Raw genomic sequence first — 20195 nt, 5'->3', positions numbered from 1 at the left:
TGATGACTCGATCACTCTTCACCTCGTCTACCCTAACGACTGCCTTCGCGGGTACTTGCGCTATTCGCCTTTACGAATTTGGAATTCCTTTCTTTGATATACGGCAGAATCAGTACAAAATAAAATATGTACTGACGTATATTATACTAGAAAAATCGATAAAAAGTAAACCACCACAGATAATTCAAAAGGAATAAAAAAGATTGTTTCTATGCTTCACATCCTTTTCATTGTAAGAAATTATACTTCTATCATTCTAAATTTTACACAATTAGATTTTGTTGTATTTTCAAAATGTATGTATATAATTTGGGAGATGATAATCATGAATAAAACAACTATAAAGAAGCAACATAAAATTAAAAAGAACAGTTTGTCATATAGAAAATTGCGTCGTTGGGTATTACCTGCAGTCCTTGGTGCAGCTCTGTCGACATTAGCGGTTATCCCAACCTTAGCCGCAGAGACTCAAACTAGTACTAACGTAGCAGTTGTAACCTCAACAGAACAAACTAAAACAGTACCATCCGCACAAGGAAGCACACCTCCAAACGGTGCACCTCACGGCAAACCACCTGCAGGTCAATCACCTACAGGCACGTCTAACCAAATACCTCCAAATGGAAATCCTCCTTCTGGCACTCCTAACGGTATGCCTCCAATGGCTATGCAGAATGGAGCCCCTAATGGAATGGCACCACAAGTTGAAGTAGATCCTAGTACTTTTAAAGGCACAACTATCGTTACAGAAAACAAATCCATTGCTCACGAATCGATGACAAACACAACGGCTGATCAGAATGCTTTCATCGGTAAAAATAAAGCGGTAATTGATATTGAAAATAGCGTTTTCGATAAAACAGGCGACACTACAAGCGATGACAACAGCAATTTCCGCGGTCAAAATGCAGTAGTCCTCGGTATCGAGGGTAGCCAAATTAACATCAAAGGTAGCAATATTACATCTAATTCTAAAGGGTCTAACGCAGTCTTTGCCACTGGTGAAGGCTCTGTTATCAACGTAGAAAACACTAATATTCACACAAAAAGCGATTCCTCTCGTGGCTTAGATGCCACTTACAAAGGCACTGTAAATGGCAAAAATCTAACTATCACCACTGAAGGTGCTCATTCTGCCACACTTGCTACAGATCGCGGAGAAGGCACTATCACCGCAGAAGCAGCCAAACTTACAACATCTGGCGAAGGCAGTCCTGTTATCTACTCCACGGGTAATATTATAGTGAACAATGTCAACGGCATAGCGAATAACAGTGAAATTGGCGTCGTAGAAGGTAAGAACTCCATTACCCTTACAAACTCCAATGTAACAGGCTACAAAGATAATGGTTTCATGCTATATCAGAGCTTCTCTGGTGATGCTGAAAGCGGTATTGCTCGTCTGAAAGCAGAGAATAATACACTTACAACTCACGCTACAGGTGCGTTCCTCTATGTAAACAACACCACTGCTGAAGTAGACCTTTCTAACAATGCAATCTCTATGCCAAACACTTCTACCCTAGTGAAAGCAGCTGCTGACTCCCGTTGGGGCAAAACTGGTGAAAATGGCGGTCATCTTACACTCCGTACATCTAACCAAGAACTAAGCGGTAATATTATGGCTGATTCAATCAGTACCATCGCACTAGACATGACAAATGGATCTAGTCTTGTAGGCGCTGTAAACACAGACAATGCTGCTAAAGAAGTAACTGTGAAACTTAGCAAAGACTCCAATTGGATACTCACAGGTGACAGCTATGTAAAATCCTTGAACAACGAAGACTCAACAGGTAGTAACATTCACTTAAATGGATATAAACTCGTTGTGGCTGATAAATAATAATAAAAGCACTACTTTGAATTATTCCAATCCAAAGTAGTGCTATTCTTTTTCAATCAAAACTATAAAACTTCAACTATATAAATATTCTTTAACTCTATCACTATGAAGTTAGCGTATTATAAATTATGAATTAAACAGTCTATTAAATAGCAGCCATATATAGGCCACAGTTTTAATTCAACCATAGGCTTGTAGTTTTCATCTTTAATTTTATGTTCCAACAAATTTAGATTCTCTAAATCATCTTCCCAGCTTTTGATATAGTCCTGCTTTTCTTCTTCGCTATCAAAGTCTTCGTCCATTTTTGCATTTTCAATGCATGCCAATATTTCTGTTCGTTGCTTGTCCACTTCTAGATGGAATTGGTCATATTGGTTCATAGTCCAAAGGCCAAAATAATAAGGGCCGTAATTTAGGTCACAAGAGCTTTTAGCCTTTTCACATTCTTCTAAGAATAATTTGTACTCATCTAATACATAATAAGCATTAAAGATATCAAACTCCCAAATTTCATCATCTCGCTGATATGCAGGATCTCCACCAATCTTAATTTTCTTCAAATAATCAAGGGATTGGATTTTATTTCCTAAATACACATCACAATAAGCTATACAAAGAAGTAATCGCATTCTATTTGGACAGTTTTCAAGTAACTGCACAAAAATGGTCTTTGCTTTTTCATATTCTTTGAGTTCAAATAAACATACCGCATAGCCAAAGTTCATTTCATAATTATCTGATATGCTTCGTCCCTTTTCATAAGTCAGTAAGCTTCTCTCCAATTCCTCTACTGAGCCCTTTTCTGCATAAGATGTAAAATGATATAAAGCCAGCCCTCGGTAGGTCTCTATATATGGAGAGTTTAGCTTTACCGCTGCAGATAGATACTCATATTCTTTTATATTGCCCTCATCATTATAATAAAATGCCAAATTAGTATAAACTTTAGCTTTTTCAACATCATTTAATTCATCGCTATATTTTGCTAAGAACTCCTCCAAGATAAGCTGTGAATTTTTCTCTCTCCATGCTTGTGACTCAGCATCTGCAAGCTCACAAGCAGAATCAACACTATTCGGGCACTCATTAAGGAGAATCTCAGCCTCCCCTTGATTTATATTTTTCATATTACACCTTAACTATTAAACCAATACAATTTAAACTATATAGCTATAATAACATAAATCATGCCCTATGTACGTATTTGCAAAGCACCATCCCATCTCTTAACTATCTAAGAGATGAATTACATCATCTCTGCTATCGGCCTCTCCATACCCGAAATAACTCTTATGAGTAGAAATGACCGCGCAATAGTGACGGTTCCATTCGGTAATCATCCTAAATAAATATAAAATAAATACCCTCCTATATATGTTCCTGCAGCGACTTTACGTAGGACGGAGCAAAGGGACATATATAGGAGGGTATACCTTTAATATAAAAGTTGTAGAATGGAACCAAACGGAATGGTATCAAACTACTCATCAAGAGTTATTCAGCTAACCCTTGTTCTCTACCGATAATATCAGCGATTTCTTCACATAATGATTGTAATGTTTCTTGGTCTGGACCTTCTGCCATAACGCGAATGAGTGGTTCTGTACCAGAGGCACGTACAAGTACGCGACCTTCGTCACCAAGTTCTCCTTCAGCTGTTACGATAGCAGCTTTGATGAGGTCATTGTCTTCCCAGCCAGTTTTTGTAGCTACACGAACATTTACAAGAACTTGTGGGTATTTTGTCATAATGCCGGCCAATTCAGAAAGAGGTTGCTTTTTCTCCTTTATAAGAGCCGCCACTTGAACAGCTGTTAACATGCCGTCACCAGTGGTATTGTGATCTAAAAAGATTACATGACCAGATTGTTCACCACCAACGGAAAGATTATGTTCACGCATGTATTCCAATACATATCGATCACCAACAGCAGTGGAAACCGTTTTCATACCAAGTTCTTCTGCTGCTTTATGGAATCCGATATTACTCATAACGGTACCAACTATGGTATCACCTTTAAGTTTGCCTTCTTCTTTCAACTTAAGAGCGCATAACAACATAATTTGATCGCCATCGAGAACTTGACCTTTTTCATCAACCAATAAACAGCGGTCAGCATCGCCATCATTAGCAATACCAAGGTCTGCATTATATTGTTGCACAGCTACTTGCAATCCTTCGATATGCGTAGAACCACAGTGATGATTGATGTTCAAGCCATCTGGATTCACATTAATATTGATGACTTTAGCCCCTAGTCCAGACAAAATTTCTGGACCTACACTAGACGCGGCACCATTGGCACCATCATAAACGATAGTCAACCCTTCAAGGGACGTATCAATTGTGTGACGTACAAAGTGAGCATATAAATGAGCCAAGTTACTATTAAACTCAATTTTACCTATACCATCCCCTGTAGGACGTGCTAATTCATTATCTGCACTTTGACGAACATATTTTTCCAATTCATCTTCCACTTCATCAGGTAATTTATAGCCATTGCTATCAAAGAATTTAATGCCATTATCTGGATATGGATTGTGAGATGCAGAAATAACAGCACCCGCATCAAACCCTTGTTGACGTACAAGGTACGCTACTGCTGGAGTTGGGATAACGCCTGCAATCACTACATTACCGCCAACAGAACAAATGCCCGCTGCTAATGCACTTTCAAGCATAGAACCAGAAATTCGCGTATCGCGACCAATCAAGAACGTAGGATGTTCCTTTTCCTTACCAAAATGCGTTCCTGCCGCACGACCTAAATGATAGGCTAATTCTGGCGTTAAAAACTCATTAACAACACCACGTACACCATCTGTACCAAATAAACGAGCCATAATTATCCTCCTCTAAGGATTTGTGAAAGTTTCACAAGTCTATATATCTACCGTGTGTATCATTTCAATAATTACTGTTGTGTATTATATCACAATATAGAAAGCATACCTACTATAAAGTCACATCTATATTACATAAATAGTATGAATCTATACTGTAATTCAATTCATCAGTATAATTCCCCACTAATTAGGTTTAGCGTATTTTGCCATACATAAAATGGCTGTTTCCGCGCCATCAAGGGCAGCACTCATAATTCCCCCTGCATAGCCAGCCCCTTCACCCATAGGATAGAAACCTCCTACAGTAGGAGAAATGCGTTCTTCATTGCGTCCCATACGAAGCGGTGCAGAGGTGCGCGTTTCAACGCCTGTCATACACACCGCAGGATTATCGAATCCACGGATACGACGACCCCAGTATGGCAAGGCCCGCTCTAATACGGATGTGACGAACGGTGGCAAGCAATCATGTAAATCGCAATTCACGACACCTGGCTCGTAGCTATATATACTATTTTGTACACTAGGTGCTTGTGAAAGCCCTAAAAACTGCCCTACTGTTTGTGCAGGTGCATGGAAATTAGATCCGCCCAACTCATAGGCCTTTTGTTCCCATTCTCGTTGGAATGCAACGCCATCTAATGGATGAGTACCAAAGTCATCTGGACCTACGTTAACCACGATAGCACTATTAGCAACACCGCTGTTCCGAGCGTATAAGCTCATGCCATTTACGACAACGCCACCTTCTTCAGAGGCAGATGCTACTACTTGACCTCCTGGGCACATACAGAAGCTATACGCAGTACGGCCTGTTTCTTTATCATGGTACACGAGGGAGTATTCTGCTGCACCGAGGCCCAAGCTAGATGGTTCCACGCCATATTGGGACTCATCGATTACAGCTTGATCATGTTCAATACGAACACCGATAGCAAAGGGTTTTGCCGTCATTTCCACATTGCGTTTATGAAGCATCTCGTATGTGTCACGCGCACTATGTCCTACACCAGACAAAACAACAGTCGTATCAATACGCTCACTACCATTAACTTCAACGCCTACGATACGGTCATTTTCAATAAACAAATCCGTTACCTTAGAACCAAAACGGACTTCACCACCCCATTCGATGATGCGCTCACGCATGGCTTTTACCATAGTACGCAATTTATCTGTACCTACGTGAGGTTTATGTTTATATAATATTTCTTCAGGCGCACCAAACTCAACAAAGTATTTAGATATCTCATGTAAACGCGGATGGGTAATGCGAGTTGTCAACTTACCATCGGAAAAAGTTCCTGCGCCACCTTCCCCAAATTGTACGTTGGATTCAGGTTTAAATATGCCCTTTTTCCAAAATGTTTCTACATCATGACTACGTGTATCTACATCTTGACCGCGTTCAAGCACGATTGGGCGATAGCCTTCACGAGCTAGGTAAAAGGCTGCAAGCATCCCCGCAGGGCCAAAGCCCATAACAACAGGACGATGAGCTAATGGTACGGACCCAAAAACAATAGGTTCTGGATCTTCTGCAGCAAATACAGATACATCCTTTTCTTTACCAAGCTTTTTCATGACTTGAGCTTCATTATGAACCTCAATGAATAGAGTATATACAAAAACAATGTTTGGCTTCTTACGAGCATCTACGGCACGTCGAACAACATGAATCGTTTCGATAGCGCCACGTAACGGGGGATATTTCTTTTCTACAATACTTTTGATATCCGACTTAACCGTAACAGCTACGCGGAGATTTATTATTCTAATCATATCTTTCCTATTAAAGCCTCCCTTTTAGGCGAGCCTACTTCTTTAATCTTTGACCAAAATTCTTTACCACTTGATCTGTAAGAAAATAGTTATACATCTTTATTATACAACACTACTATAAAAGCTAATATATAAATCATAAAAAGGCCCTAATAGAGAAATATTCACTCTATTAGGGTCTTCATCGCAAGATTTCAAAGCCTCATAAAAAACTTATCATCCATTAAGTACTTTCTTTTGTATTTCTACTTTCACCCGTACCGTTGTGGTATTGCTATTAACACCATTCGGTAATACTAAATTATAGTTACCCTGTACAGTTTCAGTAGCACCCGACACATCAATAGGTTCTGTTTGTATTTCTGTAACGGAATCAATCATTTCTTCACGACCAGTAACCGTTAGTTGCGTTGGTGTAGCAGACGTAGATTTAACTTCATAACCCTCTGCTACTGTACCAACAGTCGGAACAGTAATAGGAACCGCCTTTTCTTTACGTAATAAGTTAAGTTCATATTGTGCTTGACCTTGGTTTGGATTAATATGTACATCTAGTACATTACCTGCCGTATCCCAAGCTTCTAAGGTACTAACAGCGCTAAAGTTCTTCGTTTGACCAGCCACATTGACTTTCATGACAACCTTGCTCACTGCATTAACTTGTTGCTTACGACCAGAAACAGTTACCTCTTTCGGCACAATCGTTACCGATTTCAAAGCAATATCATCAGAGAACTTACCGATTGGAACTATTTCAACAGGAATCGTTTTCTCTGCATATTCATCAACATTGATGGTGATGGTATCTGGTTTAACCTCCACAAGATTCATTCCTGCCGGAGGAGTAAAATTAATAGTTACATTATTTTGACCTGGTTTTACACCGGATGCATCAATATAAGCTCGTAAATTATCTGATTTCATAGACATAATGGTATCTCGTGGACCAGCCAGAACAACACGGACCACATCTGGTGCATCTTCTATGATATAGCCAGAATTGAGATTTTGAACCTGTACAGGTATTGTGTAGGTTACTTCCATCACAGGGTTCTGATCGCGCATAATAAAGAACCACATGACGATAGCTGCTAACAAGGATAATAATTTAGCAGGCCAATTGCGTTTCAAATGAATCATCATTTATTTGCCCTCCATTTCCACATACTAGTAATGGTTTGACGAGGGCGTTCCATAAAGGTGCGCAATGCCTCTTTAATTTGATCCTCTGGTAAATGGCGATAAATATGACCGCCATATGTATAAGAAATGGTCCCTGTTTCCTCACTGACAACTATTACAACAGCGTCAGTTTGCTCAGACAAGCCAATAGCTGCACGGTGACGTGTACCTAGTTCAGTACTCAATGTGCGGTCCTCAGTCAACGGCAGCAAACAGCCTGCTGCACGAATTCGCCCATCACGAATAATCAAGGCCCCATCATGAAGCGGTGTACTAGGAACAAAGATATTTTTAATCAACTCGCGGCTCAATACAGCATCGATAAGAATACCAGTATCTACAAAGTCATTGAGACCTACTTCACGTTCAAAAACGATAAGTGCCCCCGTATGTTCACGAGACATAACGCGAGCCGCAGCCATTACTTCATTAATGGCCATATCCATTTCTTCTTCGTTTACATTTTGTGCCTTGCTGAAAATTCGTCCACGCCCCAATTGTTCTAGAGCACGACGCAATTCTGGTTGGAATACAACCGGTAACGCAAAGAGAAGAACGGTCATACTTTGTTGCAAAATCCAGTTGATAACGTATAGATTTAATAAATGACTCAATAAATTTAAAATTGCCAACATGACGAGACCTTTTAAAAGAGAAACGGCCCTCGTATCTTTAAGCAATTTATATAAATAGTAAATACCAATGGCAACGATTATGATATCAACAATATCAAGAAGCCTAAAGGTATGTATAAGTGCGTCAATATGCATAAAAATAGCTCCTTATACAAAATAATAAGGTACAATCAATTCTTTGACTGTACCTTATATTTTAACTCATTTTGAGAGTACTGTAAATTTATAAACAAACGCTGAATGAGATTTTATTAGATGTTTTGTGTTTCAATCCATACATCCATTTGGCCCCCACAGACCATGCCTTCTTTAACAGCTACGTCATCATCAAGGAGAACATCAATACGACGGTGAGCTTCTTTTTTATTCAAGGAGTCCACAGCACTTAGGCGGATTTCATTTTCTGCACGACCGCCGCCAATAGTGCCAAAAATAGATCCATCAGGAAATACAACCATAGATGTACCAGCTTTACGAGGTGTGGATCCACGAGTATATAAAATAGTCGCTACTGCTAAGGTTTCGTTTTTACGTTCACTAAGATATTCAATAAACTCACGATTCATGGATCACTCTACCTTTCCGCAATGAGCCGCCTTTTTTACCACGTACCACTGCCAAATATTCACTAACGATAGATAATGCAATTTCCTCAGGCGTTTGAGCTCCTAAATCTAGCCCAATAGGCGCATATACCATATCTAACTCATCTTGAGTCCATCCCTGCTCACGCAACACTTCAAAAGCGTGATGGATGCGTTTTTGGCTACCCATAACGCCCATATAGGTAGGCAAGTACCCTCGTAATTGTTCTAAGCATATATTATCGTACTCATGAGCACGTGTCACAATGATAAAACCAGTATATTCATCAAGAGGTAAATCGTTCTTGAAGTTTTCTAAAGGTAAGCATTTACGTATGACACGTTCATCAAAGAATTCAGGAACTACATATTCTGGACGGTCATCTACGACTGTAACACGACATCCAATAAACAACAGCAAATCTGTAATAGCTCGGCTAACATGACCTGCGCCTAATACGAGAACTGACGGATCATTTTCTACAGGTTGTACGAAACACTCCATTTCGCCTACCATGCATAGAGAATTTAGCTTTGCTTTATCTACAGTAAACCCTTCAATAGGAGTTCCGTATAGAACCCTTCCATCTTCAGCATAAATAGTCTTATCCCCTTGACGAGGACCGGATAGAACGGTAACCATCACAGTAGTTTCAGTAACCTGTAGACGATCTTTCATCACATCATAAATTGTTTCCATCTAGATTCCTTTCATAATCCCAAGCGGTAACAGCCTCTAATACACCTCCACCGACAGCAAGGGATTTATCTGAAATACTATAGCAATGAGACTCTTCACAACGAGCATCCACATCAGCCAACTTAAAATGATCTGATACGATGAGCCCACTTTTTAAAATGCCTCGTAGAATACCTGTAATTTTCGCTCTTACTGGTTCTTCATCAACATAACCAATTACTTCATTAGCTTGTACAGAATCCCCAATATGACGTTTTGCTGTAAATAGTCCAGCCTTTGGAGAATGAATAACACGCTCATGAGTGTAGCCACCTACATTTCCAGGGATACCTGTATTAGGTTGAGCTGGTCCATCATAGATACAGCGACCTAATGAATGACCACGCATCGTTTCAATGACTACATCTACATCTTCTCCAGCAATAAATCCAGGGCCCACACCGATAACGAGATCTGCATCATCCCGTTTTGTACCAAGATTCTTTTTACTCAAAATAGCATCGACTACAATCTCTGGTTTTAAAGTGTCCAATAATTCCTCATATGAGCTAGTGACAACGGGGATGATTTCCTGTGCCAATGTATCCTTCACTTCACTAAGAGACACATGACGAGCAACAAAACGTTCCAAAATCATTTCTCCACGATGAACCGCATTACCGTAACATACTTCGCGGCGAATCATGGTAGGAATCGCTATTTCACTAATTACAACGGGATAGCCCGCCCGTCTCAATCTATATACAGCGCCGGAAGCAATGTCTCCGCCTCCACGCATGAGTACCAATGGTTTCATAATGCCTCACTTTCACGATGTTTCAAACGCTCAAAATCATCGGGTGTATCGATATCGTCGCCAATATCATCACTAATCCATAATTTCACGACATGGGCTTTACCATCACCATGAATAATGGTCTTCCCCCCTTGATCCCCTTGAATCTGTTGTAAATAATCAAACCAATGAGAACCAAAGAGAACGGGATTTCCCGAGTGATAATTTGCCCCATAATGTGGAACGACGATAGTTTTCGGATGAAAGTTTTCATTAAACGCACGAATGACCTCGTGTACAACAGCACTCGTCAGAAGTGGTTGATCTCCTACTGAACAGAGAATACCGTCTAGCGGTATGGATGACGTATTCATCAAATGACGTACTCCCATCGCTATGGATACGCCTTGCCCTAGTTCAGGATGGTCATTTCGAATGGCTTCAAAACCATAGTTTGTGACAATTGGTTCTAATTTCTCATGATCATCACCAGTAACCGCCACAAAAGGTAGCCTATACGATACAGTAGAAGCCACCTGTCCACCCCATCCACCTTGAAGAGCCCCACAGACCGCATCTAGAACAGTCTTACCACGCCAGGGCAAGAGTTGCTTATTACATCCCATACGCTTGGATTGTCCTCCCACAAGGAGGACAATGCCAATATGCAAAGGATGACGGTCTATGGGGTCTCTCATGGGACTAAAAGCGGTGTTACAATTTGCTTTCATAATAGTCATGAGTACCTACCGACATTGAATAATGCGACGGATTTCACAACTTGCTTTATATCCATCAGCCAAAATGATAGCCGTAATATCACTATCAACAATATGATCAATAAAATCATCGATAATGCGATGTTGCACTGTTTCATAACCAGTACAGAATAATATTTTCTTACCTTTACTGTATTGGAATAAACCTTGCCTATGCAAAACAAGATCAGCCAACATACGAGGAGTTACAATAGCCCCCATATCACGTTTTACAATATCTTGAACCAGCTCGATATTATGTACGTGCTCATCATCTAATGGGGCCCCTAGCATTTGTAGATTCACGAGGCCAATCGTAGTCTTTGTAAGAGATGGAATGACAGGTTCGGTCATCTTAGGTGCCTTGAGCCATTTTTCCTTCGCCCCATCTGCTTCTACAACAATTTGCCAATTGGGATGTAACTTGGATAAACCATCGATGAGATCACAATCTAAAGAGTCTACTTTTGTTCCTGTAATTCCAGCGAACCACGCACCACAATAGCCACGTAAAAGTCGGTCAGTACAATACTCATCAGCTTCATTAATATTACGAGTATAAATCGGTTCATAATGAGCCACCTGAGACTCATAAAGTCGAGTCGTAGTCGTAACTACGATGGGCTGACCTTTCAGCCGTCCATATTCTACTAGTTTTGAAAGCACAGTCGTTTTACCGCCTGCCCCAACAAGGGCAACAATTCCCGGCTGAATCAATCGATTCCAATAGGATGTTTGTGATGTCATAGAACCAGGCCTCCTTAGAAAGTAAAAGGAACTAGAAATCTCTATACTTTATATTTCTCGTCCATAGCCATAAATACCTTCTCAGGTGTCATAGGTAATGTACGAATATCCGCACCAACTGCATTTTTAATGGCATGTTGGATAGCAGGGCACCCCGTATTGATGACAACCTCACCAATAGATTTAGCTCCGAAGCCACCTGTAGGCTCGTAAGATTCTACAAAGTCTGTATGTAATTCACCAATATCCTGACGGGTTGGGATTTTATAAGTCATAAGATTATTTGTTTCCAAACGACCATTGTTGGAATAGCGTACATCTTCATATAAAGCCATCCCGATAGCTTGTACCACACCACCCTCAACTTGAACGCGAGCCAATTTAGGGTTGATAACAGTACCGCAATCAACACAAGAATAGAAATGAAGAGGAATAACCTTACCGGTTTGTTTATCTACCTTTACCTCAGCAATAGATGCCATAAATGGAGGTGGAGACGTATGACTGCCCCATGTAGCGAAACCAGACAATTGCTCCGCATTAGCACCAACTAATAATTTTGGTGCCAATTGATGGATATCCATTGTTTTGGAGCCGTCTTTCGTGGTAGCTACAACGCCGTCAAAGTCAACGTTTTCAACGTCGGTTTCAAAGAATTGAGCAAATTTAGCAATAATCTTAGTGCGCAATTCTTCTGCCGCCATCTTAGCAGCAGTACCTGTTACATAGGTTGTACTAGATGCGTAAGACCCTGGATCGAATGGTACGATATCTGTATCTGATTCAATAACAGTCATATATTCCATAGGACAGCCGATTACTTCACAGGCCATTTGAGTCAATACGGTATTAGACCCCATGCCCATATCAGAAGACCCAGTATACAATGTATAATTACCATCGTCACCAAGGCGAATTTCAACAGACGCTACATCGATATTTGCGACACCAGAGCCTTGTAATGCTAAAGCCATGCCAAGTCCACCGCGATAGCGCTCATTGATATCCCAAGAATGAGGGCGTTCATCCCAACGAGCCATTTCTTTTACGCGATTTACAGTATCTTGGAAAAGACCAGAATCAAGATATTCATCTGGAGCATATACTAAGCTTTGTTCACCTTCCGCTATTAAGTTCTTCTGACGTAATTCAGCGGGATCAATCCCCATCTTATCAGCTAACTGGTTTACTGCACATTCTAATGGCCACAATGCTTCTGTTGCACCATACCCACGGAAAGCACCACCCGGAGTTTGATTAGTATACACACCTTCTGTACCATAATGAACAGCAGTCGCTTTGTTGTATAAAGGTACAGATTTATGTTCGCCAGCCGTTGTAGTAGTGAAGCAATGAGTTGCATGTGCACCAGCGGCTGTAATGGAGTCCATATCAATAACTTTAATAATGCCATCTTTTGTAGCACCTACACGGATTTTCCATTCACGAGCATGACGTGTAGTAGAGCAAGTTTGTGCTTCTGTACGATCGTATAAGAGATAACAAGTTTTTTTCAATGTCCACGCTACAAAGGCCGTCATAATTTCTGTACAAGCCGTTTGTTTAGAGCCGAAACCTCCACCGATACGAGGTTTAATAACACGGACTTTTGTAGCCGGAATACCAAGTGCACGAGCGATATGACGGCGTACATGGAATACGATTTGCGTAGAGGATACGATAACGACACGACCTAGCGCATCTATATATCCAAAGCTTTGGAATGGTTCCATCGCTGTTTGGCGTGTGGCCTGGTCAAAGTATGTACCTTCTGTCACGTAATCACATTTAGCAAGTTCTGCTTCCACATCTCCTACCCGTTTGTGATAGGATACGCAAATATTACGTTTGTAATCTTGACCTACAGGGATATTGTTATGAATATCATCCTCAGGATGTACTATAGTTTCATGATCGATAGCAGTGTGCATATCAAGTACAGGTTTCTGTACTTCGTATTCAACCTTGATAAGCGGCATTGCTTTAAGCGCTGTAGCCTCATCTTTTGCTACGATGAGAGCAACTTCGTCTCCAACATAGCGAACTACAGGGTCCAAGATGAGCGCATCATAAGCGGATGGCTCTGGATATGTTTGACCTGCTAATGTGAATCGCGTATTAGGCACATCTTCATAAGTAAAAATAGCTTCTACGCCAGGAATCAATTTGGCTTTAGATGTATCAATAGATTTGATGCGCGCCTGAGCATGAGGACTACGAAGAGCCTTAATAACGAGCGCATCTTTGGGAACAAAATCGCCAGTATAAGACGGTTTACCAGACAAAATACCTTTGGAGTCAACTTTGTCATAGGACTTACCAATATGCTTGTTCATCATTATAGGCCTCCTTCTAAGAATTTACGAACTCCTCGAAGTTGTGATTCATAACCAGTACAGCGACATAAGTTACCTATGAGGTATTCGCGAATCTCATCATCGCTAGCCTTTGGATTTTTGCGTTTCAAATTGATAGCACTCATCATCATGCCGGTTGTACAAAAACCACACTGATCTGCGCCTTCACTTGCGATGCAAGCCGCCAATAATTCAGCTTCCTCTTGTAAACCTTCTAATGTAGTAATCTTATGGCCTGGCGCACGAAATGTAGGATAAGCACAGGACAAAATAATTTCGTCATCCACCCATACAGTACAAAGGCCACAGTTTGTGGTATCACAGCCACAGCGGACACTGTAATAGCCAAGATTACGCAATGTGTCTAGTAACATCTCATCAGTTGGCACATTAACAGTTACATTTTTGTTATTAATATTAAGTACGAGTTCCATTATTGTGCCACCTCCTTAGCTAAGCGTTGAACCATTGCTTTTACCATTTCCATGCGATATTCTTTGGACGCATGAGAGTTAGATTGATACACTAGTTCTTCAGATGCCAATTGACCTGCTTCTTTTGCGGCAGATAATCCTTTTTCTGAAAGCAAAGCACTTGCTTTAACAGCTAATTGAGGTACACCAGGTCTTGTACCGATATACAATTCAACGCCTTTTTCATCATGGCGAAGAGCACCTGTCAACAACGGGAAATCACCACGAGAGATGCGAAGTGCTTCAACAGCTACAGCTGCATCTACTTTAGGGATGCGAATCTCCACGAGAATATCACGTTCTCTATATGTCATATAGTCTTGCATGGACATACGACCACCTTTAAAGGTAACGATGTCTGCATGCACTGCCAATAAAGCAGGAATGATATCTGAGAATCCAAATTTACTTGCTACAGAACCGCCCATGGTAGCAGTATTTCTAAATTGAACACCAAGAATCTCCTTAACGCCTTTAACTACGGCACCGCCGCAAAATTGTTGTAAAGGCTCAAAGCGTTCCACATCTCCTTGTGTCGCCATAGCGCCAATTACAAACTCCTTATCTTCTTCACGAACATAACGCAAATCAAGACTCGCCATATCAATCACCGATGGCCAAGTTCGTCGTCCTAGACGCAGCCAACAGCCGCCTGCTAGCATAGGAGCAGTTTTGTTCTTTGTGGCTAATTCATAAGCCTCTTCCACCGTCTTCGGTTGTAATACTTTCATAAATGCTAACATAATCTGTCCTCTCAATGGTATACTAATACTAACAGAATTACGGTGCTAACTATAAAAATACAGTTGTCACCAAACTACAAACCTAATAAAAATCTATAGAATCCCACGCATTTCTTATACTTTTATTTTACCAATTATTTACCACTAAATCTACGATGAAAGATATAAATTTACAGGAAATTTGCAAAGAATTACATATTTATGAATTTGGAATTGCCTCATGGCCACTGCCTGAACAGGCCAAAACTATTTTATTTGAAAGCAACCCATGCCCCTTTACTACGGCAGATGTAGAGGCAAGACTACTAGGAACGACTCGGTTTATGCCCAAAAGTGCCATCGTTTGTCTATTCCCGTACCATGTACAACACAAAGGCCATGCCAATCTATCGCGCTATACATGGTCAACAGATTATCACCTGGTCATTAATGAATATTTAGAACGTCTTATTGAAAGATTACAAATAATTGATGACTCGGCTCAGTTCTCCATTCATTGCGACACCTCTCCTTTAGCAGATCGGTACATGGCCTACTTAGCAGGTCTCGGCTTTTACGGAAAGAACAACTGTTTTATCAGCCCTAAATGGGGTTCTTATGTCGTTATTGGTACGATTTTAACAACACTAGAACTCAAACCAAATACCCCTCTTGAGCAGTCCTGCATGGGATGCAATCGTTGTATTACAGCGTGCTTAGGTCAATGTTTAGGCCATGACGATTTTAAATACAACACTTGTAAAAGCTTCTTGACGCAGAAAAAAGGAGAACTCACCGATAAAGAGGAACATATTCTCGCTAAAACACCACTCGTATTTGGTTGTGATGTGTGCCAAGAGGTATGCCCCCACAACAAAAATATTCCAACTACGCCCATCCCAGAATTCCAACAGATAGAACCGTATGTCAATATAGACGAACTGGAAGCACTAACGAACAAAGAATTCAAAGCAAAATATGGCCATCGAGCCTTCTCGTGGCGAGGTAAAAAAATACTAATGAGAAATCAAGAGATTATAGATAGGAAAAGTAAACTATAATATTCAATAAGGGATAATAATTAACAAATACGCTTATAATAATTATTATTAAACAAACTAACAAAAATTTGATAAAGCATTAGCAACATAATCTACAAATCTTTAGAATCAAAAAGAGACGGCCCAAATGAACTATACCTTCAAAATTGTGTCCAATTTTTGGGGTACAGCTCAAGAAGTCGTCTCTTTTAGTAGTTATTTAATTTCGTAATAGTTCAACTCATCCAAACTCTTACCAAGAGCAGGGATATATAATTCAATAAACATATCTACCTCAGGCATATTTAGAGTTTTCAACTTAGCTAAGATAGAGTCATGTGCCTCTTTAAACTCATCATTCCCTGCCTTGAGCTCTTTGACGCATTTCATATAGGCTGAAATTGTATCGGCAGCCTTAACGAGAGGCCATTCTGGACTAGTTTCTGCATCAACAAGTATAGGCTTATAAACAGATTGTAACCGGTCTGGCAAGGTTGATAGCATTTTTTCTTGCGCCAAAGTTTCAACCTCACCATACAGTTCCCGCAACTTTGGATCAAAATACTTGATTGGTGTCGGCATATCTCCTGTAAAGATTTCGCTCACCTCATGATACATAGCTATGACAGCTACCTTATTGATATCTACATTCCCACCGAAGTATTCATTTTTTATGGCCCCTAAGTTATGCGCTACCATAGCCACTTCAAGGCTATGTTCTTGAATATTTTCTATTTCCGTATTTCGCATGAGGCTCCATCGATTGATAAAGCGCATGCGTTTTAAAAATGCAAAAAATGAACTCATATGTCCCCCATTACACAATAGGTCCTTAAATTACCCCACGGAGTTTAAATCCATAATCAAGGAATTGTACAGCTTCTTCCCAACGATTATCATCATTAAGCATAACTACAATCATAGTATGTCCCTTCCGTGTGGCAGACGCAATCAAACATTCTCCTGCTGCGTTTGTAAAACCTGTTTTCAAGCCATTCGCACCTGGATATTTATTGCGAATAAAATGGTTTGTAGTACGAATTGTTTCTGGTGCACGGTTTTGATACGGCACCTTGTAATAATCATTAGCAACCTTGTCACGGAACATTTGGTATTTCATGCCGTACGCTGCAATCATCGCTAAATCACGAGCCGTAGAATGGTGACCCTTTTGTGTTAATCCATGAGGATTCAAGAACACACTATTCTTTGCACCCGCTTTTGCAGCAATACGAGTCATATCCTTAGCAAATTTATCTACAGAACCGCTTACATTTTCGGCTACTACAACGGCCGCATCATTGCCACTAGCAACCATCATACCTTCAAGAACACCTTCCAATGTAATCTGATCGCCTACGCGAACCCCTAGGTTTGATTCTTCCATGCTCGTTGCATAGCTACTTATCGTAGCTAATTCATCAAGCTGTGTTCCCTTTAGTTCTAAAGCAGTTAACAAGGTAACCATTTTCGTAGTACTAGCTGGATGCATCCACTTATCTGGATTCTTTGCAAATAAAATTTCTTTTGTATCTGCATCAATAAGGACTACGGCCTCACCAACAGTAGAAGGAGGTGTAATGTATGCAGCTTGAGCAACACCAGCACCTATAAATACGATTCCTATAAAAGTTATGGCCAATACCAATTTCTTATAAAATATATGAATATTCGTCGTTAAAAGTGTCATCACTCTCGTTCTACCTTCCAGTATCCTAACTTTCAAGACTATTATCTATTTCTACATTTGTAGTAGTTGCTTTTTTCTTTGTCCCTTTAATTTCACCTGTCGATGTATCTACATTTTGAATATATACTACATGTTGAGGATCATTTTGAATATATACTACACGCTGAGGATATGGAATGTCGATGCCATATTTATCAAAAGCATCTTTTACATCAGACATAATGCCGTATTGAACAGCGAGGAAATCCTTCGACTTAACACGAGCATAAGCGGCAATTCGTACAGAATTATCTCCAAATTCAGAGATACCTATTTCCATATTCTTCGGATTAAGGACACGTTTATCTGCTGCAAAAATATTTTTTAAGATTTTTATTGCTTCATGATGATCATTATTATAACCAATGTCAAACGTAAATGGGATAACCCGTTCTGTAGTATAAACAATGTTAGTTACAGCTTGTGATGTAAGAAGAGAGTTAGGTATGTATACATTCTTTTGATCTTTTGTAGTAATAACTGTATACATAAATTGGATTGATTTAACACTGCCGACTACATCACCTACCTGAATAACGTGACCCGCTCTAAAAGGCTTGAAGATAAGAATTAATAAACCAGATGCTAAATTAGAAAGGTTATTCTGTAAGGAGAGACCAATACCTAAACCAAAAGCACCAAAAGCAGCTATAAAAGATGTTGTAGGAACACCAATTTGGTTTAAGCAAATCAATACTAACCCTACTAGCAAGGCGTAATTAATAATTTGAGTGATAAAGCTCATTGCTGCTGAGTCATAGGAAGCTTTTGTCATAATGCGAACAGCAAAAGCTTTTACCCATTTAATAGCATATCGCCCTATCCAAAATAAAATTAACGCTAATAAGATATTTCCAGCTTGTGCAAAGAACCAGTCCCTCATTTGAATTAATATATTAGCGTCTTTAAAAAGAAATTCAGAAATAGCACTTAAGAAATTAGCCATAATAACCATCCATAATATAAATCTATACAATAACAAATATACGTCTCAACATAATGTCAATATAATAACAGTAAACATATATGCTATAATTTTACATATGCATTCGCAATACGATAATAAAGATATTATATCGTTATATTCCATATATAACAATCATAAAACTAGGGAGACTTACATGTTCAAAAATCTATACGAAGCACCCCAAGAGCTCGCTACTGGAGGCTATGTAACTAGAGAGTTACACTCCGTTACGGTACACTTTGACGATATCCACTATTCTCTTTCGAGCGGACAATTAAATGGTGGCTATCACCATACGCTAGCGGTACGCAACCAACAGCTAACATATCAAATCGAAACAGAAAAAGATTTACCCGGTGGCTCTGTAGCCGATTATTTGGCTCAAGAATTTGAACATATTGATACTCCTGTTCATTTTAGTACAGCACTTCTCACGTCTGCCACAATGCATCTACACGCCTATGCCAAAGTTGAAGAACATGATACTATTGTGGAAACTATCGTGACTGCAGGCTATGAAAAAACGGCACATCGCGCAGGTACAGGCTATTGTTACGAAGAGCGTGATGGAGACTTCATAGTGCCAGGCACAATCAATATCCTCGTATTTACAAATAAAGCTTTAACAGATAGCGCTATGGTAAAAGCTGTTATGACAATTACCGAAGCAAAAACCGCAGCCCTTCAAGATTGGAATGTTGAAAGCGTACGCCTCCATCCGTTTATTAATGAAGACATTCCTGATGCAATTACAAAAGAACGAAAAACATCTGCCACAGGTACCTCTACAGATGGTATCATTCTCACCATTGATACAAATGGAGATATCTTAACAGATGCTGGTTCCTTTTCACTATTTGGAGACACCTTAGCCAAGGCCGTCTATGTAGGCGTACAAAGAGCACTAGAAAATGCTATCGGCGCTGAATAATCCTATTTTGTAATATACAAAAATATCTAGAATGATACCCCAAAAATTATTATTCAATACCCCACTCATATATGAAAAATATAATACAAATGAAAAACCGCACATCCTAGGCGA

19 protein-coding genes are annotated in these 20195 nt (G+C 39.9%); 3 read left to right on the top strand and 16 right to left on the bottom strand.

The features are described 5' to 3' along the window. Window positions 1-325: 325 nt before the first annotated feature. On the top strand, window positions 326-1846 hold the full coding sequence (locus tag ACLRYO_RS07365) for a hypothetical protein (RefSeq protein WP_316597892.1): 1521 nt from the start codon (window positions 326-328) through the stop codon (window positions 1844-1846). Window positions 1847-1965: 119 nt separating this feature from the next. On the opposite strand, the gene ACLRYO_RS07360 is transcribed toward ACLRYO_RS07365, so the two are convergent. The 13 genes from ACLRYO_RS07360 to ACLRYO_RS07300 all read right to left on the bottom strand — a co-directional run bounded on the left by ACLRYO_RS07360 (window position 1966) and on the right by ACLRYO_RS07300 (window position 15435). Beyond that, window positions 1966-2976: a hypothetical protein gene (locus ACLRYO_RS07360; RefSeq protein WP_413084795.1), complete on the bottom strand. Its 1011-nt coding sequence runs from the start codon at window positions 2974-2976 to the stop codon at window positions 1966-1968. A 367-nt stretch (window positions 2977-3343) separates the two neighbouring features. Continuing rightward, window positions 3344-4696 carry a phosphoglucosamine mutase gene (gene glmM, locus ACLRYO_RS07355; protein WP_413084794.1) on the bottom strand — a complete coding sequence of 451 codons (1353 nt, stop codon included), beginning with the start codon at window positions 4694-4696 and terminating at the stop codon, window positions 3344-3346. 186 nt (window positions 4697-4882) lie between these two features. After that, the gene (locus tag ACLRYO_RS07350; protein ID WP_221741365.1) at window positions 4883-6481 is read right to left on the bottom strand and encodes an NAD(P)/FAD-dependent oxidoreductase; all 1599 of its coding nucleotides are present in this window, start codon (window positions 6479-6481) and stop codon (window positions 4883-4885) included. A 216-nt stretch (window positions 6482-6697) separates the two neighbouring features. Continuing rightward, window positions 6698-7624 carry a YbbR-like domain-containing protein gene (locus ACLRYO_RS07345; protein ID WP_012863867.1) on the bottom strand — a complete coding sequence of 309 codons (927 nt, stop codon included), beginning with the start codon at window positions 7622-7624 and terminating at the stop codon, window positions 6698-6700. Continuing rightward, window positions 7621-8433 (bottom strand): diadenylate cyclase CdaA, encoded by an 813-nt coding sequence (cdaA, locus tag ACLRYO_RS07340; RefSeq protein WP_012863866.1) that lies wholly within the window; start codon window positions 8431-8433, stop codon window positions 7621-7623. Before cdaA ends, ACLRYO_RS07345 begins: the two co-directional genes overlap by 4 nt. 116 nt (window positions 8434-8549) lie before the next feature. Further along, window positions 8550-8864, bottom strand: coding sequence for an XdhC family protein (locus ACLRYO_RS07335; protein ID WP_012863865.1), 315 nt, complete (start codon window positions 8862-8864; stop codon window positions 8550-8552). Further along, the gene (locus ACLRYO_RS07330) at window positions 8854-9582 is read right to left on the bottom strand and encodes an XdhC family protein (protein ID WP_008602931.1); all 729 of its coding nucleotides are present in this window, start codon (window positions 9580-9582) and stop codon (window positions 8854-8856) included. The genes ACLRYO_RS07335 and ACLRYO_RS07330 overlap by 11 nt, the downstream gene beginning before the upstream one ends. After that, complete coding sequence (gene yqeB, locus ACLRYO_RS07325) at window positions 9566-10378, bottom strand: selenium-dependent molybdenum cofactor biosynthesis protein YqeB (protein ID WP_008602932.1); 813 nt, start codon at window positions 10376-10378, stop codon at window positions 9566-9568. The genes ACLRYO_RS07330 and yqeB overlap by 17 nt, the downstream gene beginning before the upstream one ends. Further along, on the bottom strand, window positions 10375-11097 hold the full coding sequence (locus ACLRYO_RS07320) for a nucleotidyltransferase family protein (RefSeq protein WP_195213483.1): 723 nt from the start codon (window positions 11095-11097) through the stop codon (window positions 10375-10377). Before ACLRYO_RS07320 ends, yqeB begins: the two co-directional genes overlap by 4 nt. A 6-nt stretch (window positions 11098-11103) precedes the next feature. Then, window positions 11104-11862: a selenium cofactor biosynthesis protein YqeC gene (yqeC, locus tag ACLRYO_RS07315; RefSeq protein WP_008715366.1), complete on the bottom strand. Its 759-nt coding sequence runs from the start codon at window positions 11860-11862 to the stop codon at window positions 11104-11106. 41 nt (window positions 11863-11903) lie between these two features. After that, complete coding sequence (locus ACLRYO_RS07310) at window positions 11904-14201, bottom strand: xanthine dehydrogenase family protein molybdopterin-binding subunit (RefSeq protein WP_413084793.1); 2298 nt, start codon at window positions 14199-14201, stop codon at window positions 11904-11906. After that, on the bottom strand, window positions 14201-14653 hold the full coding sequence (locus tag ACLRYO_RS07305; protein WP_004693892.1) for a (2Fe-2S)-binding protein: 453 nt from the start codon (window positions 14651-14653) through the stop codon (window positions 14201-14203). The genes ACLRYO_RS07310 and ACLRYO_RS07305 overlap by 1 nt, the downstream gene beginning before the upstream one ends. Further along, on the bottom strand, window positions 14653-15435 hold the full coding sequence (locus ACLRYO_RS07300) for an FAD binding domain-containing protein (RefSeq protein WP_101928738.1): 783 nt from the start codon (window positions 15433-15435) through the stop codon (window positions 14653-14655). Before ACLRYO_RS07300 ends, ACLRYO_RS07305 begins: the two co-directional genes overlap by 1 nt. A gap of 155 nt (window positions 15436-15590) precedes the next feature. Between ACLRYO_RS07300 and ACLRYO_RS07295 the strand changes: the two genes are divergently transcribed. Beyond that, the gene (locus tag ACLRYO_RS07295) at window positions 15591-16475 is read left to right on the top strand and encodes an epoxyqueuosine reductase (RefSeq protein ID WP_101928737.1); all 885 of its coding nucleotides are present in this window, start codon (window positions 15591-15593) and stop codon (window positions 16473-16475) included. Window positions 16476-16670: 195 nt separating this feature from the next. On the opposite strand, the gene yfbR is transcribed toward ACLRYO_RS07295, so the two are convergent. Genes yfbR through ACLRYO_RS07280 form a run of 3 tightly spaced genes read right to left on the bottom strand, consistent with a single transcriptional unit; the run spans window position 16671 to window position 19129 of the window. Beyond that, the gene (yfbR, locus tag ACLRYO_RS07290; protein WP_038125773.1) at window positions 16671-17261 is read right to left on the bottom strand and encodes a 5'-deoxynucleotidase; all 591 of its coding nucleotides are present in this window, start codon (window positions 17259-17261) and stop codon (window positions 16671-16673) included. Between the two features lie 25 nt (window positions 17262-17286). Further along, complete coding sequence (locus ACLRYO_RS07285) at window positions 17287-18144, bottom strand: D-alanyl-D-alanine carboxypeptidase family protein (protein WP_101928736.1); 858 nt, start codon at window positions 18142-18144, stop codon at window positions 17287-17289. Between the two features lie 25 nt (window positions 18145-18169). Next, window positions 18170-19129: a mechanosensitive ion channel family protein gene (locus ACLRYO_RS07280; RefSeq protein WP_101928735.1), complete on the bottom strand. Its 960-nt coding sequence runs from the start codon at window positions 19127-19129 to the stop codon at window positions 18170-18172. 175 nt (window positions 19130-19304) lie between these two features. Between ACLRYO_RS07280 and ACLRYO_RS07275 the strand changes: the two genes are divergently transcribed. After that, window positions 19305-20081: an adenosylcobinamide amidohydrolase gene (locus tag ACLRYO_RS07275; protein ID WP_004697710.1), complete on the top strand. Its 777-nt coding sequence runs from the start codon at window positions 19305-19307 to the stop codon at window positions 20079-20081. The last annotated feature ends 114 nt before the right edge of the window (window positions 20082-20195 follow it).

The sequence above is a fragment of the Veillonella parvula genome (assembly GCF_047241225.1).
GTDB lineage: Bacteria > Bacillota > Negativicutes > Veillonellales > Veillonellaceae > Veillonella > Veillonella parvula_O.
Note: the sequence above shows the minus strand (reverse complement) of the source record. Positions and strands in the feature narration are given on the sequence as shown.